General features: G+C 57.4%; 21 protein-coding genes. 11 read left to right on the top strand and 10 right to left on the bottom strand.

All coding sequences use genetic code 11. From position 1 onward, the window contains the following. Nucleotides 1–75 precede the first annotated feature (75 nt). Both Q0915_RS28310 and Q0915_RS28305 read right to left on the bottom strand, forming a co-directional pair. Nucleotides 76–1,911 (bottom strand): DUF882 domain-containing protein, encoded by a 1,836-nt coding sequence (locus Q0915_RS28310; RefSeq protein WP_299482814.1) that lies wholly within the window; start codon nt 1,909–1,911, stop codon nt 76–78. Nucleotides 1,912–2,147: 236 nt separating this feature from the next. Continuing rightward, nucleotides 2,148–3,707 carry a sigma-54 dependent transcriptional regulator gene (locus tag Q0915_RS28305; RefSeq protein WP_299482817.1) on the bottom strand — a complete coding sequence of 520 codons (1,560 nt, stop codon included), beginning with the start codon at nt 3,705–3,707 and terminating at the stop codon, nt 2,148–2,150. A gap of 189 nt (nt 3,708–3,896) precedes the next feature. Here Q0915_RS28305 and Q0915_RS28300 point away from each other — a divergent pair, with 189 nt between their 5' ends. The 5 genes from Q0915_RS28300 (at nt 3,897) to rluA (ending at nt 9,356) form a co-directional block, all read left to right on the top strand. After that, nucleotides 3,897–5,723, top strand: coding sequence for a M3 family oligoendopeptidase (locus tag Q0915_RS28300; protein WP_299482820.1), 1,827 nt, complete (start codon nt 3,897–3,899; stop codon nt 5,721–5,723). Nucleotides 5,724–5,743: 20 nt separating this feature from the next. Further along, nucleotides 5,744–6,637, top strand: coding sequence for a DUF3445 domain-containing protein (locus Q0915_RS28295; RefSeq protein WP_299482823.1), 894 nt, complete (start codon nt 5,744–5,746; stop codon nt 6,635–6,637). Between the two features lie 126 nt (nt 6,638–6,763). Then, nucleotides 6,764–8,143 carry an AarF/ABC1/UbiB kinase family protein gene (locus Q0915_RS28290; RefSeq protein WP_299482826.1) on the top strand — a complete coding sequence of 460 codons (1,380 nt, stop codon included), beginning with the start codon at nt 6,764–6,766 and terminating at the stop codon, nt 8,141–8,143. A gap of 160 nt (nt 8,144–8,303) precedes the next feature. Next, nucleotides 8,304–8,585: an aa3-type cytochrome c oxidase subunit IV gene (locus tag Q0915_RS28285; protein ID WP_299482829.1), complete on the top strand. Its 282-nt coding sequence runs from the start codon at nt 8,304–8,306 to the stop codon at nt 8,583–8,585. 99 nt (nt 8,586–8,684) lie between these two features. Continuing rightward, on the top strand, nt 8,685–9,356 hold the full coding sequence (gene rluA, locus Q0915_RS28280; RefSeq protein WP_299482832.1) for a bifunctional tRNA pseudouridine(32) synthase/23S rRNA pseudouridine(746) synthase RluA: 672 nt from the start codon (nt 8,685–8,687) through the stop codon (nt 9,354–9,356). A gap of 20 nt (nt 9,357–9,376) precedes the next feature. On the opposite strand, the gene Q0915_RS28275 is transcribed toward rluA, so the two are convergent. The 3 genes from Q0915_RS28275 to rpsU all read right to left on the bottom strand — a co-directional run bounded on the left by Q0915_RS28275 (nt 9,377) and on the right by rpsU (nt 11,327). Further along, nucleotides 9,377–9,961: an NAD(P)H-dependent oxidoreductase gene (locus Q0915_RS28275; protein ID WP_299482835.1), complete on the bottom strand. Its 585-nt coding sequence runs from the start codon at nt 9,959–9,961 to the stop codon at nt 9,377–9,379. A 113-nt stretch (nt 9,962–10,074) separates the two neighbouring features. Next, nucleotides 10,075–10,890 carry a tetratricopeptide repeat protein gene (locus tag Q0915_RS28270; protein ID WP_299482838.1) on the bottom strand — a complete coding sequence of 272 codons (816 nt, stop codon included), beginning with the start codon at nt 10,888–10,890 and terminating at the stop codon, nt 10,075–10,077. 209 nt (nt 10,891–11,099) lie between these two features. Beyond that, nucleotides 11,100–11,327 carry a 30S ribosomal protein S21 gene (rpsU, locus tag Q0915_RS28265; RefSeq protein ID WP_029060639.1) on the bottom strand — a complete coding sequence of 76 codons (228 nt, stop codon included), beginning with the start codon at nt 11,325–11,327 and terminating at the stop codon, nt 11,100–11,102. Between the two features lie 386 nt (nt 11,328–11,713). Between rpsU and Q0915_RS28260 the strand changes: the two genes are divergently transcribed. After that, nucleotides 11,714–13,111: an MATE family efflux transporter gene (locus tag Q0915_RS28260; RefSeq protein ID WP_299482841.1), complete on the top strand. Its 1,398-nt coding sequence runs from the start codon at nt 11,714–11,716 to the stop codon at nt 13,109–13,111. Nucleotides 13,112–13,127: 16 nt separating this feature from the next. On the opposite strand, the gene Q0915_RS28255 is transcribed toward Q0915_RS28260, so the two are convergent. The 3 genes from Q0915_RS28255 to Q0915_RS28245 form a co-directional block, all read right to left on the bottom strand. Next, nucleotides 13,128–14,222 (bottom strand): 5-(carboxyamino)imidazole ribonucleotide synthase, encoded by a 1,095-nt coding sequence (locus tag Q0915_RS28255; RefSeq protein ID WP_299482844.1) that lies wholly within the window; start codon nt 14,220–14,222, stop codon nt 13,128–13,130. 24 nt (nt 14,223–14,246) lie between these two features. Next, complete coding sequence (purE, locus tag Q0915_RS28250) at nt 14,247–14,741, bottom strand: 5-(carboxyamino)imidazole ribonucleotide mutase (RefSeq protein ID WP_299482847.1); 495 nt, start codon at nt 14,739–14,741, stop codon at nt 14,247–14,249. A gap of 134 nt (nt 14,742–14,875) precedes the next feature. Continuing rightward, complete coding sequence (locus Q0915_RS28245) at nt 14,876–15,073, bottom strand: DUF465 domain-containing protein (protein WP_299482850.1); 198 nt, start codon at nt 15,071–15,073, stop codon at nt 14,876–14,878. 363 nt (nt 15,074–15,436) lie between these two features. On the opposite strand from Q0915_RS28245, the gene Q0915_RS28240 reads away from it, so the two are divergent. Next, a complete protein-coding gene (locus Q0915_RS28240; protein WP_299482853.1) occupies nt 15,437–15,616 on the top strand; it encodes a DUF465 domain-containing protein in 180 nt (59 codons plus the stop codon). 62 nt (nt 15,617–15,678) lie between these two features. Here Q0915_RS28240 and Q0915_RS28235 read toward each other — a convergent pair whose 3' ends face one another. Further along, on the bottom strand, nt 15,679–17,313 hold the full coding sequence (locus Q0915_RS28235; protein WP_299482856.1) for an acyl-CoA synthetase: 1,635 nt from the start codon (nt 17,311–17,313) through the stop codon (nt 15,679–15,681). A 96-nt stretch (nt 17,314–17,409) separates the two neighbouring features. Next, on the bottom strand, nt 17,410–18,174 hold the full coding sequence (locus tag Q0915_RS28230) for a sulfite exporter TauE/SafE family protein (protein ID WP_299482859.1): 765 nt from the start codon (nt 18,172–18,174) through the stop codon (nt 17,410–17,412). A gap of 172 nt (nt 18,175–18,346) precedes the next feature. Between Q0915_RS28230 and Q0915_RS28225 the strand changes: the two genes are divergently transcribed. The 4 genes from Q0915_RS28225 (at nt 18,347) to Q0915_RS28210 (ending at nt 22,895) form a co-directional block, all read left to right on the top strand. Beyond that, nucleotides 18,347–20,254, top strand: coding sequence for a propionyl-CoA synthetase (locus Q0915_RS28225; RefSeq protein ID WP_299482862.1), 1,908 nt, complete (start codon nt 18,347–18,349; stop codon nt 20,252–20,254). Nucleotides 20,255–20,389: 135 nt separating this feature from the next. Next, a complete protein-coding gene (locus Q0915_RS28220; RefSeq protein ID WP_299482865.1) occupies nt 20,390–21,181 on the top strand; it encodes an SDR family oxidoreductase in 792 nt (263 codons plus the stop codon). Nucleotides 21,182–21,551: 370 nt separating this feature from the next. Further along, a complete protein-coding gene (locus Q0915_RS28215) occupies nt 21,552–22,316 on the top strand; it encodes an SDR family oxidoreductase (RefSeq protein WP_299482868.1) in 765 nt (254 codons plus the stop codon). Nucleotides 22,317–22,436: 120 nt separating this feature from the next. After that, a complete protein-coding gene (locus tag Q0915_RS28210) occupies nt 22,437–22,895 on the top strand; it encodes a MerR family transcriptional regulator (RefSeq protein ID WP_299482871.1) in 459 nt (152 codons plus the stop codon). Nucleotides 22,896–22,941 lie beyond the last annotated feature (46 nt).

Here is a 22,941-nt window from a genome sequence, read left to right as displayed (position 1 = left end):
GTTTTCCAGCCTTTTGCAAACAAAAAGAGCGGCGTGGGTGCCGCTCTTTTTTTGATCTCGTCGCCTATGCGATCGTTATCTGGCGTATTGGACTGGCAGAACCACAACTGCCGGGCCACCGTCAAAGCGATCCGTCCTGAGCGCTCCGTAAGGCGCCTGGTTAAAGCCACCGGATACGAAGCGATTGGCCGGCATCATCACGCTCTTGAGCTTGCGCTGATTGGGATGGATCAACGACGCGAAAGTCTGGTGGCGCGTTGTGCCGTCGCCTGACAAGAGTGTCGGCTCTGATTTGTCTGGCAAACCGGCAAAGCCTGCCATCGGATCGATAATCTGGTCGCGTGGAATACGGCCGGAGAGCGAGGGCTGTGGCCGATTCGCGCTGGCAGGTGCAGAGCGCTCTACGCGTCCGAGCTCGGCCTCATCACCCGCAGAGACTGACGGGCGCAATGAGCGCTTCAGGACTGGCGGTGTCACGGTCGGCGACGCATAGGCCAGTGTCGTTTCAGGCCTCGGCGCGGGCGCAGGAAACGGCAAGGCAGTCCCCGTTGCTGCTGCAATCGCTGCAACTGGATCATCGGTAGGCGCAACGTCAGACGGATTGCCTGAACCTTCAAGGCCAAGTTCTGCTGCGGCCACTTTTGCGGCATCACTCAGGCCCCTGTCAGGTTTTTGCGCGGGAGATGCCGCGATCTGGAACCTGGAGCCAATGGCTTCGTTGCTTGTTGGCGTCTGCCCGTTTTCCAGGGCGACGCGTTGAGCATCGAGCGTGTTTGCCACCGGCGCCTGGCCAACCGGCAGCGGCGGTACCGGCCCGGAAACGAGCGGTTTGTCGCCGGGTGCGATACTGGCCACAACAATCGGTTCGGCAGTTTGCGGCTCCGGTTCTGTCTGAAGAACCTTGCGTGTTGGGACCGGTGGATTTTTAAGAACGGGCGAAACGCTTGCTGTGCGCGTAGCGCCTCTGTTGCCAACAGCGCCGGAGCGGTTGGCCTGGTCGTTGTCCTTCGTGTTACCACCGCCGAACAGGCCGGCGAACAGGTTACCGCCTCCTTCTCTGGCAGGCCGATCATTGGTTTCCGCATTGGGGATCGGTTTGCCGGGGGCGGTCAGGTTCTGGTCACGCGTCGTTGGTGCACGCGTCGTTGGTGCACGCGTCGTTGGTGCGCGCGCACCCGGTTCACTGCTTCTGCTCGACGCAACAAGTGTCGGCCGGGAGGTTGACTTGCGCTTGCCGGATTTGGATTCAGCAAGAGCGAGCTTGTAACCCTTCAACGGTTTTCCGTCTGAAGGAATGTGCAACGTTTTTCCGTTCGGGAAGACCTTCGCCAACTGCGAGCGGCTCATCTTCGGCCAGTGGCGCACCCGTCCGGTATCCATATGCACAAAGGGAGATCCGGAGCGCGGGTAATATCCGACGCCGCCAACTTCCTTGCGCAACCCTGCGGCCCTCAGTCTGGCAAGATTGACCCCGGGAATATAAAAATCCATGGCTTTGCCAAGCGTATGCTGGCTGTTCCGGGCAACGCCGGACGATCTTTTGCGCAACATGTTGTTGGTTGCAGGCGAACGGTAACTGGAGACGACGTAAATGTGCTCTCTGCCGCGCACTTCCCGGTAGACTTCCCAGATCAGATCCAAGAGTTCGGGATCCATCTTGATGATTTCATTACGGCGCCAGTCGCGCAAAAAACGGTTCACTTCCCGCAGACCTGCAGGAAGATAGCGGCCGTTTCTCTTGAACGTGATGGAAACCCGTTCCTTGGTATGCGTGTTGTAAAGCTTGAGTGTTCTGGTTTCCGCAGATGCACCGCCAGCGAAGCATGCAGACGCAATTAAAAACGCACCTGCAACTTTCGCAGCCCGCTTCAGCCAACCGACGGCGCCGAAATCAAAAAATCGGTTACGCAATCTCTATCTCGCCGTTTTTTGAGGGCTTGTGCCCGTCCCATGCTCCCCAGCAGGAGCCATACAATACCTGCTGCTAGTTAAGAAGTTTTTACCCTAATTTCGCTTGCGTGATAATCGTAGCATTAATGCAACGGCAAGCCTGCAATTTGGAAAAAACCCTGCCTGAACGCTGGATAGTGGCAGAATGCGTCAAAAAATCGTCCATTTGCCCGTCTTCGCCAGATTCTTGTCGTTATTCAGGCAGCCGCATTCTTGTCGTTGTCTTCCAGGCCGTATTCCTTGAGCTTCCTATAAAGTGTGGATCGTCCGATGCCCAGTCGCTTGGCAACCTCCGTCATGCGGCCTGAATAGTGATTGATGGCGGCTCGAATCAATTCTTCTTCGATTTCAGTCAGTTTCCGGACATGCCCCTCGTGGTCCAGGTTCCGCATGAACCCGAAAGGTGCGGCGAACTCAAAGCCGGATTGTGCCGCAGGTGCAGGGTGTGCTGGAGCAAGCTGCGGATCACCACTTTGTGCTGGCTGAGCGAAATCGGGCGGGGGAGGAGCGTTGCTTGCGGCCACAGGCTGTGCCGTGACGGCGGTTTCGACAATCGGCTGATCCACCGCCGCTGCGATCTGGGGAAAGTCATTGACGGTCAGCTGGGCACCGTCACACAGAACGACGGCCCTGAAAACGGCGTTTTCAAGTTGGCGAATGTTTCCTGGCCAATGGTAGTCCTGGAGCATTGCCACCGTATCGGTTGCCACGCCGGCCACGTGAGGTTTGCCCTCTTCAGCCGCAAACCTTGCCAGAAAATGGCGGGTGAGCGCCGGAATGTCCTCGCGCCGGTCGCGCAAAGGGGGAATCCAGATCGGAAATACGTTGAGACGATAGTAAAGATCTTCACGGAAGAGGCCTTCCTTGACCTGGTCGATCAGGCGACGGTTGGTCGCTGAAATCAGGCGGAAATCCACTTTCACCGGGCGGCGCGCCCCAATCGGATCGATTTCACTCTCCTGGATCGCGCGCAGCAATTTCACCTGCACGTCCTGTGGCAGTTCACCGACCTCGTCGAGAAACAATGTCCCGCCATGCGCTTCCTGGAATTTGCCGACATGTTTGTCGATAGCGCCGGTAAATGCGCCCTTTTCGTGCCCGAACAGGATGGATTCGACCAGATTCTCGGGAATAGCGCCGCAGTTGACGGCGACCAGCGGCTTGGATTTGCGATCGCTCGAACCTTGAATGGCACTGGCGATCATTTCCTTGCCGACGCCGCTTTCTCCTTCGATGAGGATCGGAATGTTGGACGCGGCAGCCCGTTTGCCGAGACTGATCACACGCTCCATCGCCGCGGAATGTGTGATGATATCCGCGAATGTCAGCGTTCCAGAGGCCTGTTTCCTGAACCGGGTGATCTCGTCTTCAAGAGCCGACGTTTTCAGAAGATTGCGAATGGAGACATTAAGACGCTCGGGGGCAACCGGCTTGACAACGAAGTCCTGTGCACCGGCGTTCATGACGCTTACAACCGTATCGATCCCGCCGTGCGCGGTTTGCACGATGACCGGCGTGGCGTTCTTATTCGCACGCAGCTGTTCCAGCACGCCCAATCCATCCAGCTCCGGCATGACCATGTCCAGAATTACCAGATCGATCTCGCCTGATTCGGGACCGCTCATGATCCGCATCGCTTCGATGCCGTTTTCCGCCGTCTTGGAACGGTAGCCGAATTTCCGGACGGCCTCTTCAAGAAGCCTGCGCTGGATCGGATCGTCGTCGACGATGAGAATCTTTCCACTTGTTGCTTGCATGGCCTGGATCAGTTCACTTCATCTTGTCTCGTTTCGAACCATTGTGGTCGCAATTGGGTAAATAAATCGTCCAAGTACGTTCAAAAAAAATCAGCGACCCGAATTGCGCCGCGATAGCCGTCCGGCCTACTAATCGGGAAACAGACAGTTGCTTGCTGTTGACACGGCAGGCCCTCACCGGAGTGAACAATGCCTCTACCGCACGCAGTCCACGCGCCCCAGTCGGCGGCATCCGTCGAACTCAAGAACCTGCCGGAATGGGATCTGACAGATCTTTATGCGTCCGTGGAAGCACCCGAGGTTACGCAGGATCTCAAAGAGGCTCTTGACCGGGCAAAAACATTCGAGACCTCGTACAAGGGCCGTCTGGGTGAATTGGCGCAGGAAAATGTCCCGGCACTCATAACAGCCATCAGGGCTTATGAGGATCTGGAAGACCTGATGGGCAGGCTGATTTCGTTCGCCGGACTTGTTTATGCCGGCAACACGATCGACCCGGTTTCGCAGAAGTTTTATGGCGACGTTCAGGAGCAGATCACCACTGCGAGCTCCCATCTTCTGTTCTTCACACTGGAAATGAACACCATCGACGATGCTATCGTCGAAACGGCCCTTAAGGACGAGCAGCTCGCTCATTACCGTCCATGGATCGAGGATCTGCGCAAGGGCAAACCCTACCAGCTTGAAGATCGCGTCGAACAGTTGTTTCACGAAAAATCAGTCACCGGCAGCAATGCCTGGAACAGGCTGTTCGATGAGACAATGGCGTCATTGACCTTTGATATTGATGGCGAGAAGCTTCCCATCGAGCCTGCTCTCAATCTCCTTGTCGATCCTTTGCCTGAAAAGCGAAAACTCGCCTTTGGTGCCCTGAAGGAGACATTCTCGGAGAACCTGAGAACATTTGCATTGATCACGAACACACTGGCAAAGGATAAGGAAATTTCCGACCGCTGGCGAAACTTCAAGGACATCGCCGACAGCCGCCATCTTGCAAACCGGGTTGAACGTGAGGTTGTCGATGCCCTGGTCGCAGCTGTCCGCGACGCCTATCCCCGTCTGTCGCACCGGTACTACAAACTGAAAGCGAAATGGCTCGGTGTGGAACAGCTCAACAGCTGGGATCGCAATGCGCCGCTACCGGATGCGGACACACGGGTTATTCCGTGGGACGAGGCCAGGCAAACCGTCCTGTCGGCCTATGACGCCTTCTCGCCCGATATGGCCGAAATCGCAGGACGGTTCTTCGAAAAGGGCTGGATCGATGCACCTGCACGGTCCGGCAAGGCACCAGGTGCGTTCGCGCACCCGACTGTTCCGAGTGCGCATCCTTATGTCCTGCTCAACTACCAGGGCAAAATCCGTGACGTGATGACGCTCGCACATGAACTTGGGCACGGTGTCCATCAGGTTCTTGCCGGGCACAACGGGCCGCTCATGGCTCCGACCCCGCTGACACTTGCGGAAACCGCAAGCGTGTTCGGCGAAATGCTCACGTTCAAGTCACTGCTCGCAAAAGCCGAAAGTCCGAAGACGCGCAAGATCATGCTGGCATCCAAGGCCGAAGACATGATCAATACCGTGGTCCGCCAGATCGCGTTTTACACCTTCGAGCGCAAGGTCCACACCGAGCGTCGCAACGGAGAACTGACGTCGGAAAAGATCGGTGAGCTCTGGATGTCGGTTCAGGGCGAGAGCCTCGGACCGGCGATCAAGCTGAATGACGGCTATGAAGCCTTCTGGACCTACATCCCGCACTTCATTCATTCTCCGTTCTACGTCTATGCCTATGCGTTCGGTGATTGCCTGGTGAATTCGCTTTTTGCGGTCTACGAGGATGCCGAAACCGGGTTCCAGGACAAATATTTCGACTTGCTAAAAGCTGGCGGAACCAAACATCACTCAGACCTTCTGGCACCGTTCGGCCTGAGTGCGACAGATCCGGATTTCTGGAAAAAGGGCTTGTCCGTGATCGAACGCATCATCGACGAACTTGAAGAGCTGGATGAGGAATGAGGCGCCAGGGACAAGCCTGAATGCCTTCACCCGCCAACCCGCGGTTCCGCCACAGACCCTATGACGGCTCCACGCAGCCGTTTACGGTCGGGCTCCGGCCGGTCGATGAAGATGACTGGCTTGAACCCGACCCGTTCCTGGCAGAGCATCTGAACGAAAAAGAGCGTTTGTTCGCACAAGATCTTTCAGCAGTTTTTCGGGCAGAAGACGACACGGAAGCCAGCCAGGGCGAGGTTCTTGAACTCGTCACCGGGCATCTTTCGCGTTTTCATAACGCAACGCATGTGTTCGACGGCGACACCGTATCGGTTGGGCAACCGGGCATCCAAGTGGACCTCAAAACGGCTCCTTTCCTTCTGACGGCATCCCGGCTGGTGCAGGAAGATCTGGTCATCATGCGTTCTGGGCCAGAGGGCTACCGGCTGGTTGCGGCATCGCTATGCTTTCCGTCGTCGTGGCGGCTGTCGGAAAAAATCGGCCTGACCATGACCGGGATCCACAACGGAGTGCCCGATTTTAACGATGCGCGCATGGGACAGGTGGTCGCCCGGCTGTTCGAAAATCTCAAGGTCGGCCAGCTCCTATGCCGGTTTAACTGGTCGATCTACCCGGATGACAAATTGCACCATCCGATGCCAGAAGGAATTCCGTTCGATGTCACCAGCCAGACATTTGCCAGTCTGTTTCTGCGGGTTGAGCGACAGACCCTGCGCAGGCTGCCTGAAAGTGGCGACATCCTGTTTACGATCAAGATCCACCACGACCCGCTCTCACTCCTTGCTCGGCAAGAGGATCGAATTGCCATCGCCTCAAACCTGAGGACGCAACTTCTCGCGCTGCGCAGCGACCAGCTGATCTACAAGGGCCTGGCAAAGGCCCGGGACGAAATCGCCGCGGTGTTGCTCCGGATGTGAAACCGGATGGCGACGAATTGTCGACTGGTCCAACTGGATTTCTTTGCCGTAATTCATATTTGATGTGACAGTGAGTTCTGTCCGCAATGCCCAAGTTCAGATCTGCCGCAAGGAGTAGCCTGCCGTATGGCACAGTCCAAAGACCGCGAAAGCAATCGTTTCAGCGCCAGAATGGGGCGCTATGCCAAAGTCGGCACGAATATGAGTGGCATCGCGGCGAAATTCGCCGGCGCGCGGTTTTTCGGCATGAACCTCGACAACGCCAAAAATGCCGCTGAACTCGCGGAAGCGCTTGGCGGGCTGAAAGGGCCGCTGATGAAGGTCGCGCAGCTGCTGTCGACCATTCCCGATGCGCTCCCGCCCGAATACACGACCGAGCTTGCAAAACTGCAGGCAAGCGCACCGCCCATGGGTTGGGCTTTCGTCAAGCGGCGCATGCGTGCGGAACTGGGTGCGGACTGGCAAGGCCGGTTCGCCGAATTCGGCCGAGAACCGGCCGCTGCGGCGTCACTCGGTCAGGTTCACCGGGCAACGGCGCATGACGGGCGCGTCCTGGCCTGCAAGTTGCAATACCCTGACATGGCGTCTGCGGTTGAGGCTGATCTCAAACAGCTGCAGATGCTGTTTTCGCTGCACAGGCGCATGAGCCCTGCGATCGACACGCGAGAAATCGCCAAGGAAATCAGCGCGAGGGTCAGGGAAGAACTCGACTATGCCCGCGAGGCGGCCCACATCGCCGTCTACCAGGATATCCTGTCGGACTACGATCGGGTCCGCGTGCCGAGCGTCGTCGACGAATTGTCGACACGCCGGTTGCTGACGATGGGATGGCTCACCGGAAAGCCGCTGCTTGATTACAAAGAGCACAGCCAGGAAGACAGGAACCTTCTGGCAAAAACCATGTTCCATGCCTGGTGGCACCCGTTCAGCCATTTCGGGGTTATTCATGGCGACCCGCATCTGGGCAACTACACCGTGTTCGAGCAGGAAGGAAAACCTGCCGGGATCAATCTGCTCGACTATGGCTGCATTCGTGTCTTCCCGGACGCCTTTGTAGAAGGCGTGGTCGATCTCTATCGCGGTCTTCTTGAAGAAGACAATGACCGTGTGGTGTCAGCTTATGAACGCTGGGGCTTCAAGAACCTTCAGAAGGAAATCATCGAAGTCCTCAATATCTGGGCGCGATTTATCTATGGGCCGCTTCTGAGCGATCGTGTACGTTCGATAGCAGATGGAGTGTCCGCCGCAGAATATGGCCGCAAGGAAGCCTTCAAGGTTCATTCCGCGCTCAAACGGCTCGGACCGGTCACTGTACCGCAGGAGTTTGTCTTTATGGACCGCGCTGCCATTGGGCTCGGTGGCGTGTTCCTGCATCTGCGCGCGCAGCTGAATTTCTTCCAGTTGTTCAACGAACAGATCGATTCCTTCGAAGCGGCGACCGTACGCCGCCGCCAGGACGAGGTCCTGCGGGCAGCCGGTCTTCGCGGCGCATCCCATGCTGCTTGAGGCTGCCCTTTGCTCCGAATGCTGCCCCGGAACCGGACCCTGATCCGAAACGGGCAAAAAGTCGCGTCTACCTGACCTGAATATGCGATACGCCTCATTGCCGAACCCGCGTTTTTTATTGTATGTAAGCTTCCAACAGTGAATTATTCTGGGGAACTTCATGTCTGACGAAAACGCACCCGCGATGGACTACGACTCGCACGAGCGGACCTATGAGGGGTTCATCAACTTCTCCAAGGTGGGCACCATTGCGGTTCTCAACATCGTGCTTTGCCTGATCCTGTTCGCTTTCGGCGGGACGGCGGCGGTCGTGTTCGGATGGTTGATGCTGATTGCCACGCTCGTCGCATCCGCAATCGGTCTGGCGCTGGGTGACTCTTGTTGGATTCCGCCGACGGCTGTTTTCGTGCTGACCGGCCTTTTGGCGATCATTACCGTCTGACCCGCGAAGGGTATCGGCTCGCTGATCGTGAGAACACCTTATAAGAGCGCGGCCCGCAGCCGCGCTTTTTGTTTTGACCGGAAGTCCGATACTCAGCCTATGTCCGCGTCTGCGCCCGAAACGTTTGTCTACGATCCGCCACAGGAGCCGTTCCTGTCGGTGCTTCACACCGACAGCGACTTGTTGATTGTGAACAAGCCGAGCGGATTACTGAGCGTACCGGGCAAGGCTTCGGAGCATTCCGACTGTCTTGAAGCCCGGGCGCAGAACACCTATTGCGAAGCGCGCATTGTCCATCGTCTCGACATGGACACGTCCGGTGTCATGGTCCTCGCGATGAATGCCGGCGCTCACCGGCATCTCGGCCTGCAATTCGAACGGCGCAAGACCAGGAAGACTTATGTCGCCGACGTATGGGGTCATCTGGAGAGCGATACCGGTGAAGTTGATCTGCCTTTGATCTGTGACTGGCCGAACCGCCCGAAACAGATGGTGTGCCATGAAAACGGCAAGGCGGCGCTCACGAAATGGCAGGTGATCAGCCGGTTCGACCAGACGACGCGCGTCAGGCTTTTTCCCCATACCGGTCGCTCACATCAATTGAGGGTGCATATGCTAGCGCTGGGGCATCCGATCCTGGGTGACCGCTTTTATGCCGAAGGGGAGGCGTTGGCGGCGTCGGTCCGCCTGGCGCTTCATGCAGAGAGCCTCGAGCTGCATCATCCGACCGGAGGTGAACGGGTAACGTTCCACTCGCCGTGTCCCTTCTAGCGGTTCCCCGGCTGTCGCCGTCAGACTGATTTGCTTCCGAGCTTCTCCATTGTTTTCAGCCAGCGGCCGACCTGCGCCGGTTCGGCGTGTTCGACCGCGCCGAAGACCGTGGACCTGACAGGTTTGAACCCGACGAAGCCGAGGATATTCCGCTTCAGGCTTTTCAGACTGTGTGCGCCATACCAGAGTTTGTAGGCAAGGGCAGGCATGCCGGCGGTCAGGACGATCCGCGCCGACTTCCCGCGCATCTTGCCTTTCGGCCAGCGGTCGTCCAGTGAGCGTTCGAATGCGGTGTCATAATGAAGAAGCTGTTCCAGAAAGCCCTTGGTGTAGGCCGGCAGCGTGCCGAGCCAGAGGGGATAGATCAGCACGAGGTGATCTGCCTGCAGCAGGGCGTCACGCACTGGCCGCACGGCTTCCGGGCTCGGCTCGTCGGTGAAATCCGATGGTTTGCGCAGAATGGGAAAGTCAAGATCCGCGACGCGGACAAGATTCGGGCGGTGTGCCGCCCGCTCCGCGCCAACTGAATATGCTTTGGCGAGTGCGTGACACAGGTGGCCGTTGTCCGGGTCCGGGTGGCCGTCCAGTATCAGGATGGTTTTCACGGGGCCTTCCATCGGTGTCAGAACGGATGCTGGAAGGCCTCAATGATAGATTGAGATTATTTTTTCACGTTGATTTAGATCAGAGGGCGCGCGGTTTGTGTTTGCGGCGATCGTCAGCCCTGACCGACCCGGCCGAGACCTTCACGTGCGATCTTGTTGGAATTGTCCAGCGACATTGCGCGCGAATAATTGCGGCGCGCATCTTTGGGCTTGCCCAGGAGCTCAAGCGCAAGACCGCGATTTGCCCAGGCAACAGACGATTCACGGTCAAGATTGACCGCCATGGACAAATCCTCGAATGCCGCGTCTGGATCGTTGATCGCAAGATAGGAGATGCCACGGGCGATATAAGGTGCGCTGGCCTTCGGATTCAGGCCGATCGCGGTCGCGAAATCCTCGATCGCGAGATTATCCTGCTTCTGCGCCTGATAAATCAGGCCGCGATTGTAGAATGCGCGCGCATCACTGCTGTCTCGGGCGATAACGGAATTGAAATCGGCGATCGCAGCGTTGTAGTTGCCCTGCTGGCGATAGATATTGCCGCGGCCGACATAGGCTACATCGTAGTCCGGTTTGATGTTTATGGCACGCGTATAGTCCGAAACGGCAAGATCGTTCTTGCCCTGCCGGCGCAGCACAAGCGCCCGGTTCGCGTAGGTCTGGTAGGACTGCGGATTGAGCTGGATTGCCCTGTTGAAATCCTCAATTGCCTGGTCGAGCTTGCCGGCCTGACCGTAGGCAATGCCCCGCGTGCTGTAGGCGGTCGCATCGGACGGGTTCGATTCGATCACGGCCGTAAGAGACGCGATGTTGGTGGACGATCCGGCAGATCTGTTGACCGGGACGTCATCGTAAACGCCAGACGTGTTGCACGCAGCGAGCAGTGCGGCAAGGCTTAATAGAGTCGCGTGAGGCAGAAAATTGCGCATGCGGCACATTTGCTTTCTTACAGTCTAGCGTTTGAACATGCCGTACATCAGCCTCCAATAGGGCGGTAATGTGGCTGCGCTTATTTATGCTTACTTACTTCCAGAAGATTCTTTTTGAAAACACCAAAAAGCCGACCGTATTTCGGTCGGCCTTACGGCAGATTTTCTTGATAAGGACGGATCTAACCGCCAGGCGTACTCAAGCCGCGTCAGCGGCGAGCCGGCTTGCCCGGAAGAAGACCTTCGCGCTGCGCCCGCTTGCGAGCCAGCTTACGTGCGCGGCGTACGGCTTCAGCCTTTTCGCGCGCCTTTTTTTCGGACGGCTTTTCAAAGTGGCCGCGAAGTTTCATTTCACGGAAGATGCCTTCGCGCTGCATCTTTTTCTTCAGCGCCTTGAGCGCCTGATCGACATTGTTGTCGCGAACCAAAACCTGCACGCGTTTTTTCCTGTTCTCGATGCCCTGCGGAAGCCCGCAGACAAATTGGACCTTGATTAAAGACGCCTTGCCAGCTCTCCAATCGATCATTCTGACACCACGTCGTGAACTTCCGCTGCAGCACATGGCTGCGATGCATTCACTTGTGTACAGAAACTTGATCGCCGCTGACGCGTCGCTCACATGAGGCGCGTTAATACCAGAGGGATCCGTGTGTGTCCACAGTCATTCGCAAATAATGCCGCCGAATTCGAGCATCCGGCTGCGAGCAGGCGCATTACAGCCATGGACAGAATGCGCATTCAGGACTAGAGGTGAGTTTCTCACCAGAACCCAAATGCCTCGTTCAAGAAGGCGGTTCATAGCCCCGATTGTTGGAGGAAGCAATGGCGCACCCCGCGTCACGGGATCCTGAGTCGGCCAAACGTGCCTCCTTGTGGCAAAGCGACATTCTACCGACGCTGTCGCTTGGAATGCCTCTGGCCGGAGCTCAGCTTGCGCAAATGGCGATCAACACAACCGATGTCCTGATGATCGGGCGCCTTGGTGCGGTGGAACTCGCAGCATCCGTGCTTGCTTTCAATTTCTATATGCTTTTGTGGTTCTTCGGCATGGGCGTGCTGCAGGCCGTCATACCACTTGCTGCGCGTGCACGAGGTCAACGCAGGCCGCGCGACCTGCGCCGGGCCGTGCGAATGGGTTTCTGGGTATCGGTGCTGTTCTGCATTCCCGTATGGGTCGTCCTTTTCTTCACCGAATCCATTCTCCTGATGCTCGGGCAGGAGCCGGAATTGGCCCAGCTTGCCGGGCTTTACATGCGTATCCTCCAGTGGACCATGCTGCCGGCGTTGCTGATCATGGCCATCCGGGGCTTTCTGACCGTCATGGAGCGCACGCAGGTTGTTCTTTGGGCGACGATTGCCGGTGCTATCGTGAACGCAATCCTGGACTATGTGTTTATCTTCGGCCACTTCGGTTTTCCGCGCCTGGAACTTGTCGGGGCCGGTATCGCATCGGTCTTCAGTGCAACAACCACCTTCCTGTTCCTGCTTGCCTATTCAATGCTGCATCCGAAACTGCGTCGCTACAATCTGCTTGGGCGTATCTGGCGCTCCGATTGGCCGGTCTTTTTTCAGATTGTGCGTCTGGGCACGCCTATCGGACTGACAATCGTTGCGGAAGGGTCATTGTTCACGGCGTCGGCGATCATGATCGGGTGGCTTGGCACGATTCCACTGGCGGCGCATGGTATTGCACTCCAGATCGCCTCAATCACGTTCATGGTTCCCGTTGGACTGTCGATGGCAGCGATGACCCGGGTCAGCCTTGCGGCCGGACGCGGAGACCATCCCGGGATCGGCAGGGCCGGGTGGACCTCACTCTGCGTGACCACGTTTTTCATGGGCTGCTTTGCGGTGCTGTTCTGGACCATTCCGGAAACGCTGGTGGGGCTGTATCTCGACCTCGGTGATCCCGACGCCGGCGAGGTGCTCGCCTATGGCGTCTCGTTCTTGCTGGTCGCGGCGCTGTTTCAGCTTGCCGATGGCGGACAGATCATCGGCGTGAACAATCTGCGCGGACTTGGCGATACCACCATTCCACTGTTTTACGCTCTCTTCGGCTATTGGGTCGTCGGAATCAGTCTGTCGCTGGGACTGGGTTTTCTGGCCGGTTGGGGCGGGGTTGGCGTTTGGATCGGACTGGCTGCCGGATTGGCGTCAGTCGCGCTTCTCGCCAATCTTCGATTTGCCCGCCGCGAGGAACTCGGGCTGGTCAGAGGTTGAAACAGGCAGGCGGTGATCAACCGGACTTCGGAGCAATTCGGTTGACGTGCCCCATCTTCCGGCCATCTCTCGTTTCGGCCTTGCCGTAAAGGTGGAGCTGCGCCGCCGGGTCGTTCAGAACCTCGCTCCAGGTGTCGACATCAAATCCGATGAGGTTTTCCATCACTACGTCGGAATGACGCTCCGACGACCCCAGGGGCCAACCGGCGACGGCGCGAATATGCTGGTCGAACTGAGACGTCAGGCAAGCGTCCTGTGTCCAGTGACCGGAATTGTGAACACGCGGCGCGACTTCATTCACCAACAGTCGTTCGCCGGTTTCATCGCGCACCAGAAACATCTCGACACCCATGACGCCGACATACTCCAGACCGGTAACGATCTGTTCTGCCATGCGGCGCGCTACCCCGATCGTTTCGGCATCGACTCCTGCCGGGACTGTCGAAGTCTTCAATATGTGATTTTCGTGGTGGTTGCGGGCGACGTCGTAGCAACGGACCGTTCCATCGAGGGTTCGCGCCACAATGACCGAAACCTCGCACTCGAAGGAGATCAACTCTTCCAGGACGGCGGGCACCGCACCGATGGCCTCAAAAGCGCCGGGCACCGCTTTGTCGTCGCGGATCATGAGCTGGCCCTTGCCGTCATATCCGAAGCGTCTGGTCTTTAAGACGCCAACCCCGCCAAATGCCTCAACCGCGTTTTCAAGATCTTCCTGCGAGTTGATTTCCGCATATCCGGCAATGGCGACACCGGCACCCGATAAAAATTCTTTTTCAAACAACCGGTCCTGCGAGACTTCCAGCGCACGCACGCCGGGGCGCACAGGAACCCGCTCATCCAGATGTGCGGCTGTGGGTCCCGGTACATTTTCAAATTCATAGGTGACGACGGAAACCCTGTTGGCGAAGCGGTTGAGCGCGTCAATGTCATCATAAGGTGCAACGGTGTAACTTGCGCTGACGTCAAATGCCGGGCTGTTCGGATCTGGGCAGAATACGTGTGTTATCAGACCCAGACTGGCAGCCGACTGTGCGAGCATCCTGCCAAGCTGACCGCCTCCGAGAATGCCTATCGTATCTCCGGGCTCTAGCCGTTCTTTTGTCGTCATTGCACTGTCCTGCGTTGCAGAAACCTAAAGGGTGTCGTCGGTCGGAAATTCTGCCACTGCTGCCGTCCGTTCCGCACGGTAGGCGTCGAGGGCTGCCTCGATGGATGCATTGCCAAGCGCCAGAACGGCTGCTGCAAGCAGAGCAGCGTTGGTCGCGCCGGCCTTGCCGATTGCAAGAGTTCCGACCGGGATACCACCGGGCATCTGCACGATCGAAAGCAGGCTGTCCTCACCGGACAGGGCACGGCTTTCAACCGGTACTCCGAATACCGGCAACGGGGTCAGCGAGGCCGTCATCCCGGGCAGGTGCGCAGCGCCGCCGGCACCTGCGATGATGACCTTAAATCCTTCGGCCTTGGCGCCTTTGGCAAATTCATACATGCGTTCGGGCGTGCGATGCGCTGACACAATGCGGGCCTGATATGTGACGCCCAACTGATCGAGCGTATCCGCCGCATGTTTCATTGTCGGCCAGTCGGACTGACTGCCCATGATGATAGCGACATCCGCGTTAGCCATTATTTGCTCCAAAGTCCGGCGGGCTCAGAAAGGCGCGGAGTATATGCAGCGCGCCGCGCATCGCAAGCAGGAAACGGCTGTGATGTGCAAATTTGCAGCCAGCGGGGTCGGCGACGGTGGGACCGGACGGGTTTTCAGGCGATGATGTCGGGAAACAGCTGATCTTCCAATGCCGAAATACGGTCCTTGATCATCAGTTTTTTCTTTTTCAAGCGCTGCAATTGAAGGACGTCATGGTTTGATGTCCCTGCAAGTGCCTGCACGGCGACGTCAAGATCCCTGTGTTCCTGACGAAGCTGTGCCAGCTCCATTCGCAAAGCATCCGTATCCATTTGGCCCTCGATTCCCCCAGTTTTCAGGAGACAAGTCCTAGTCCATTTTATCACTCGCGGGCAAGATATCATCTTTCACGGCTATGACGTCTCAAAATGAGGCCGGAAAAGGCTCAGGCCATCAAGAGACTGTCCAATATTTGTTCACAGCGTGAAATCTTGATCCGGCAAAGGAACTGGAGTTATTTTTCGTGCGTTTTGAAGCAGTTAATTACGACCGGTTTTTTAGAGTTTTCTAAGCATGTCGGCATGAATGCATAATTTGACGGCGAAATGAATAAGATATGCAGAATCTGCAATCGACAAGGTCAGATTTCCTGTGGCACGATGTTAATGTTGAGCCAACAGACAGGAGGTTTATCCATGTCAATGCAGTCGCATCTCGAGGAACTTGAGCGCCGTCACGCGGAAATGAAACGCAAAATCGAAAACGCTCTGATGCATCCGAGTACAGACTCACTGGAATTGGCTGACATGAAACGACAGAAGCTCAAGATCAAGGATGAGATTGAGCGAATAAGGCACGATAAAACTCTTCACTAGACAGTTTTACTGTCGAGAGAGGACCGGAACGCCGCGCTTTGTGCGGCGTTTTTTGTTTTACTTCAAAGCTTTTTCGCTTCTTCGCGCAAGGCGAACTTCTGGATTTTTCCGGTCGAAGTCTTGGGCAAGTCGCAAAAGACGATTGTCTTTGGTGTTTTAAAGCCCGCAAGGTGCTGACGGCAAAACGATATCAGGTCTGACTCGCTGACTTCCGCTCCGTCCCTGGTTTCCACAAAGGCACATGGGGTTTCGCCCCATTTCTCGTCGGGACGCGCAACGACGGCGGCGGCCTGAACATCCTTGTGCTTGTAGAGCACTTCTTCCACTTCGATCGACGAGATGTTCTCCCCGCCGGAAATGATGATGTCCTTGGAGCGGTCTTTCAGCTGGATGTATCCGTCCGGATGCATGACGCCGAGATCGCCCGAGTGAAACCAACCACCCTCGAAAGCCTTGTGGGTTGCATCGGCGTTCTTCAGATACCCTTTCATGACCACATTGCCCCGGAACATGACTTCACCGAGAGTTTCCCCGTCTGCTGGGACAGGCGCGAGCGTCTGCGGATCCAGGACCGTCAGATCCTCCAAAGCGACATAACGGACACCCTGCCGCGCTTTTTTCTGGGCCTGCTGTTCCAGTGAGAGAACGTCCCACTCCTGTTGCCAGTCATTGACCACCGCCGGTCCGTAAACTTCCGTCAAACCATAAAGATGCGTAACGTTGAAGCCGGCGGTTTTCATCGCCGCCAACACGCTTTCCGGGGGTGGCGCTGCGGCTGTGAAGAACTCGATCTCGCGGTCAAGATCCCGCTTTTGATCGGCGGACGCATTCAAGAGCGTCGACATGATGATCGGAGCGCCGCACAGGTGGGTTACGTTTTCATCGGCAATCAGGTTCCACATGGCGTCCGGCCTGACCCAGCGCAGGCACACATGCGTGCCGGCAACAATGGAGATCGACCAGGGAAAACACCACCCGTTGCAGTGAAACATCGGCAGCGTCCAGAGATAGACCGGGTGCTTTGCCATTGACGCGGTGATCACATTGGCCTGCGCCAGCAGATACGCGCCGCGGTGATGATAAACCACACCTTTGGGATTGCCGGTCGTGCCGGACGTGTAGTTCAGCGTGATCGCATCCCATTCATCGTCCGGCAGCGACCAACCGTACTCGGGATCGCCTGATTGCAGGAAAGCCTCATAGTCCAAGGTTCCCAGACGTTCGCCGTCTTGTGGAAACTCCGGATCGGAATAGTCGATCACGGTCGGGGTCACGGTTGCAAGTGAAAGGGCCTCTTTGACAACAGGCGCATATTCGCGGTCGGTAATCAGCACCTTGCAATTCGCGTGATCAAGCTGGAAGGCAATGACTTTGGCGTCGAGACGCGTGTTCATGGAATGCAGCACGGCCTTTGTCATCGGAACACCGTAGTGGGCTTCGAGCATCGACGGTACATTGGATAGCATCACGCTGACAGTGTCGTTCTTAGCAATGTCGAGGGACGATAGCGCAGATGCGAGCTGGCGGGAGCGGCGGTAGAAAGTCCGGTAATCGGTCCGCTGCTTGCCGTGGACTATGGCCGTCTTTTCCGGAAAGACATCGGCCGCACGCGCCAGAAAACTGAGCGGGCTGAGCGCTGCATAGTTGGCGGTGTTCTTGTCTAGCCCCTGGTCAAAGGGGCTCGTGCCGGCAGTCATTGCCTTCCTCCCACGGTATCGGTCTGTTTTGGATATCAAATCCGGATTTGCGCGGCGGTGCAATCACAAGCTCGAAATGAACCTGTCCGCGCCTCTTCAGGCAATCAGATTTGTCAGACCGTCATAGGTCAGTTTCACACCGATCACCGCCATGAAGACATAAATAAACTGGTAGAACGTCTCCGCCTTCACCAGCCGCACCAGCCGGATGCCGGCCAGGGTGGCAAGAAATGCCAGGGGGACCAGCACGGCCGATGTCGTCAGGTTGGTGGTGTCGAACTGGCCCAGCAGAAAATAGGGAACGAGCTTGATGGCGTTGCCCGTGGCGAAGAAAATCACTGCGGTACCGGCGTAAATCGCCTGCGGCATGCGCAAAGGCACGGTGTACATCTGGTAGGGCGGGCCGCCGGTGTGGCTGATGAAACTCGTGAATCCGGCGATGCTCCCCCAAAAATAACCTTTCACGGGGTTATGCTTGGCAGCGGTCGCCTGTTTGCGGCCCTTGAAGACGTAATCCGCGACGAAAGCCAGCGAAATCACCCCGACGAGCAGCCTGACGAAGTCGTCGTTGACATAAGCCGCCGTTGCCCAGCCAACGCCGATCCCGAACACGGTTGCCGGCAGAAGTATGGACAGGCACTGCCAGTCCGCGCGGCCCTTGTAGGCAATCAGGGCAACAATATCCATCAGGACGAGAATCGGGAGCATGATGCCCGCGGCCTGGACCGGCGAAATAGCCAGCGTCAGTATGGGAACCGCCAGCATGCCCATCGTCCCGCCAAAGCCGCCCTTGGACAGGCCGACGAGGATGACGGCCGGTATAGCGGCGGCATAAAACCAGAAATCGATGATCGGCATCATATGCGGTGGGAGTCGTTTGGGTAGAGCCGTTGGACGCGCGAAACAAGCATACCAAAGTGCTTACGTAAAGCCCCGACCGTCTAATTGCCTACACTTCGAGACTTGCATTTCCTCCTTCCCTTACAGCACTCTGTCTCCAAAATGCCGAGGCGGCTTTTGGGAGGATTATGAGATGGCGAGCCGGTATCACGAGGTCTATCAGGGCTGGAAAGAGGATCCGCTGGGTTTTTGGAAATCGGCAGCAGCGGAAATCGACTGGATCTCTACGAGCGAGAAGGTGTTCGATCCCGACCAGGGCCAATACGGTCGCTGGTATCCGGATTGGGAGTGCAACACCTGCTACAATTGTCTCGACCGGCATGTGGAACGCGGGCGCCCCGGACAACCGGCGCTCATCTACGACAGCCCAATTACCGGAAAAAGCGCGACCTATACCTATGCTGAGCTGCTTGAAGAAGTCGAGGCATTTGCCGCGATCCTCAGCGACAAGGGGCTCACGAAGGGCGATCGCGCAATCATCTATATGCCCATGATCCCCCAGGCGGTGATGGCAATGCTCGCCTGCGCGCGCCTCGGCGTCATACACTCGGTGGTGTTCGGCGGATTTGCGGCAAACGAACTGGCGACGCGGATCGACGATGCCACTCCCAAGGCGATCATTGCCGCGTCCTGCGGTATCGAACCTGGCCGTGTCATTGCCTACAAGCCTCTTGTCGACAAGGCCATAGAACTCTCCAACCACAAACCCGAAGCCTGTTTTGTTTTTCAGCGCGAGGAAATGGCTGCCGAGATGCTCGAGGGGCGGGACCACGATCTTGGCAAATTGGTCGATGATGCGATAGCCGCCGGGCGAACCATCGAGCCGGTCGCGGTCAAGGCGACTGACCCGCTTTACATTCTCTACACATCCGGCACCACCGGGCAGCCGAAGGGAGTTGTGCGCGACAATGGCGGACACATGGTGGCGCTCAAGTGGTCGATGAGCAATCTCTATGACGTTCAGCCGGGCGAAGTGTTCTGGGCCGCGTCCGATGTCGGCTGGGTGGTGGGGCACTCCTATATCTGCTACGCGCCGCTCCTGCACGGCTGCACAACGGTGCTGTTCGAAGGCAAGCCCGTTGGAACGCCTGATGCCGGCGTCTTCTGGCGTGTGATTTCCGAACACAATGTCGTATCGCTGTTCACCGCTCCAACAGCCTTTCGGGCGATCCGCAAGGAAGACCCCAATGGGGAACTGATCAAGAAATACGACCTGTCCCAGTACCGGTCCCTGTTCCTGGCCGGCGAGCGGGCCGATCCGGAAACAGTCAACTGGGCGATCGATCAGCTTCAGGTGCCGGTCATCGATCATTGGTGGCAAACGGAAACCGGCTGGTGCATCGTCGGCAATCCGCTCGGGCTTGGAAAATTGCCGGTCAAACCCGGCTCACCGACGGTGCCGATGCCGGGATACGACGTGCAGGTTCTGGATGACGCCGGCCATCCGCTCGGGACCAACACGCTTGGCAACATCGTCGTGAAGCTGCCGCTGCCGCCAAGTGTATTGCCGACGTTGTGGAACGCCGATCAGCGCTTCTTCGATGCCTATCTCGCCGAGTTTCCCGGCTACTACAAGACATCCGATGCCGGGATCATCGATGATGACGGCTATCTGTCGATCATGGCGAGAACGGACGATATCATCAACGTGGCCGGTCACAGGCTTTCAACCGGCGGCATGGAAGAGGTGCTGGCGACACATCAGGACGTTGCGGAATGCGCTGTCATCGGCATTGCCGACAAGCTCAAGGGACAGCTGCCGTGCGGTTTTGTGGTTCTGAAATCCGGTGTCGAGAGGCCGCATGAGGAGATCGAAAAGGAACTGGTGAAGCTGGTGAGGGAAAAAATCGGTCCGGTCGCGGCCTTCAAGATCGCAATCACAGTCGAGCGTTTGCCGAAAACCCGCTCCGGCAAGATCCTACGCGGAACCATGCGTCAGATTGCTGACGGCGAGAGTTACAAGATGCCCGCGACGATAGATGACCCGGCGATATTGGATGAAATTACCGACGCATTGAAATCGCACGGGATTTCCGCCTAGGTGTCACGGTTTCCGTTACTGGAGGCCGGGCTCAGCCATCGACACCGCCGTTTTTGACGCTTAAGGTCGGGCCGCCGGCAAGCGGCCCGCGTGACAATCGACGCGGATTGTAATGTGTCAACCGTGAGGTTTTTCGTGTCGTTGGAGAATAAGGTTGCGATCGTCACAGGCGGAGCCAAGGGTATCGGCTTTGCCGTTGCCAAACGCTTCTTGAGCGATGGAGCCAAGGTCGTCGTCGCAGATATCGATGACGCGGCCGGGGAAGAAGCCGCCGAGGATCTCGGCAGCCTCGGCGAAGTCATGTATATCCACTGCAACGTGGCGGAGCGTTTGGACGTGCGCAACATGGTTGCCGAAACGCTCAACGCCTTCGGCGACATCGATGTTCTGGTCAACAACGCCGGTATTGTGGTCGGCGCAGAGTTTCTCGAACTGGAAGCAGACGACTTCGACAGGATTCTGTCCGTCAATCTGAAGGGTGCATTCCTGTGTTCGCAGGCTGTTGCCCGTCATATGGTGGAGAAGGTCGAAGGGGGCGGAGACCCGGGCTGCATCATCAATATGTCGTCGGTGAACTCAGTGCTCGCCATTCCGAACCAGATCCCCTATTGCGTGTCGAAAGGCGGTCTCTCGCAGCTCACCAAGACCACGGCTCTCGCGCTTGCCCCTCACGGTATCCGTGTGAACGCCGTCGGACCGGGATCAATCATGACCGATCTGCTTTCCTCGGTGAACAACGATCCGGAAGCCAAACAGCGTCTCATGTCGCGTACGCCCCTGCTGCGTATCGGCGAACCGTCCGAGGTGGCGGGTGTCGCCGCATTCCTTGCATCGGATGATGCCGGCTACGTGACCGGCCAGACAATTTTCGCCGACGGCGGACGGATGGCGCTGAACTATACAGTTGCCGTTCCAGACGACGACTGATCAGGTGTGTATAGTCAGGGCTCTCAATTCGCGCTTCCGGCAAGAAAATTCAAGTCGGAACAGAACACGGTTAGTCATGTTTTCGAGCGTGTATTGGTTGCCCTCTCCCAGCCTTTGAGCGGGAGTGTGCGGCGGCCCGGATAGGTATCCGCAAATACCTTGAGTTCCTAAAACAGTTCGGTCTTGAAGTGCCGGTAGTCTCCCGCTTGGCCGGAGTCCGGACACACCCTCCGCCCGGATCAGCAGCTCGACCGTACAAGATACTGGTATTTTCCTGCAGATCTGCGACTTGACCCTGACACTAGTGTCAATCCGATAAGCCAATGCGCGCACCAAGATTGCAGCAATGGCAAACAGGATTAGACGCGCAATGACACGAATAACCAACTGGCAGGACAAGGTCGCGATCATTACTGGAGGCAGCTCGGGAATTGGCAGGGCCGTCGCGCTCGCGCTGGCAAGCAATGGGGCCAAAGTGCTTGTCACCGGACGCAACGAGGCGCGGCTCGCCGATATGTCCACCAGCCATGGGTCGATTGAGACGCTCAAGGCCGACAGCAGCGAACCGGCAAGCGCCAAACAGATCATCGAAACGGCGATGGACAGGTGGGGGCGGCTCGACCTGATCGTCAACAATGCAGGCGCGGGCCAACCGCTTCAGATTGCCGATTACGACGCCGGCCTGATTGCGAAGATGGCAGCGGTGAACATCATCGGACCTTCCCTGTTGTTAAAGGAAGGACACGCGGCGCTACGGGCGAGCCAAGGTGCAATTGTCAATGTCGGATCCGCGGTGTCCAGAAACGCGGTGCCGATGGTCGCCCACTATGCGGCGACAAAAGCCGCGCTGGAACATCTGACCCGCTCTTGGGCCGTCGAGTTGGCAAACGACGGTATCCGGGTGAACGCAATCGCTCCCGGACCTGTCAAAAGTGGCGCCTTGACAGGCATGATGGGATTGCCGGGCGAGGTCGCAGAGCAGATTGAAGCACAGGAAACCAAGCAAATCCCGCTGGGGCGGCGCGGGATCCCGGCCGATATTGTCGCGTGGGTTCTGCGGTTTGGAAGCCCGGACAATGAATGGCTGACGGGACAGGTCCTGACCGTGGACGGCGGCTGGACGCTTCGCTCCTGACTTCGTGATCTATACCGGGCGGGAAGCTAACCCCGTCCGGCATCGTTGACCTTCGAACACAGTCCCTACATAGAAGTCCGGCCCTACATAGAAGTCCGGGCCGAGCGGAAAGGGAATGGAATGCAAGCCAAGGAAGCTGCTGACAGGCTGGGACTTACGCAGCGCATGCTGCGTCACTATGAGAAATCCGGGTTGCTGGACATTGGCCGGACTGCAAACGGCTACCGCGTCTACAGCGAGGCTGATCTGCGCCGGGCTGCCCGCATTCGCGATTTCATTGCGACCGGTTTTTCAACGCGTGAAATCCGGGCCATGAGCGCTTGCCTCTCCGATGAGGGTGCCGGACCCTGCGAAGGCGGTGTCAAACGACTTATGGAAAAGCTTGAGCATATCGACAGGCTGAGGGCGGATCTCGACGAACGCCGCTCCGCCGTTATTGAGCGTCTTGCCGAATTGAGGGAAGGCCTAACAGGTAACGACGAAAAGCATGAGCGCGACAGAGCGCTCAACGGTTCGCCCGCCAGACATGTGAATTTCGGTTTCGACCTTCCCCTCGAGAGTTCGCAGGAAACACAATAAGTGTCCGATCTGTCGGTCATCAGACCGTCGGGCGTTTGTAGCGACA

This window comes from uncultured Roseibium sp., from assembly GCF_947494555.1.
Taxonomy (GTDB): domain Bacteria; phylum Pseudomonadota; class Alphaproteobacteria; order Rhizobiales; family Stappiaceae; genus Roseibium.
This window is presented reverse-complemented; position numbering and strand designations above follow the sequence as displayed.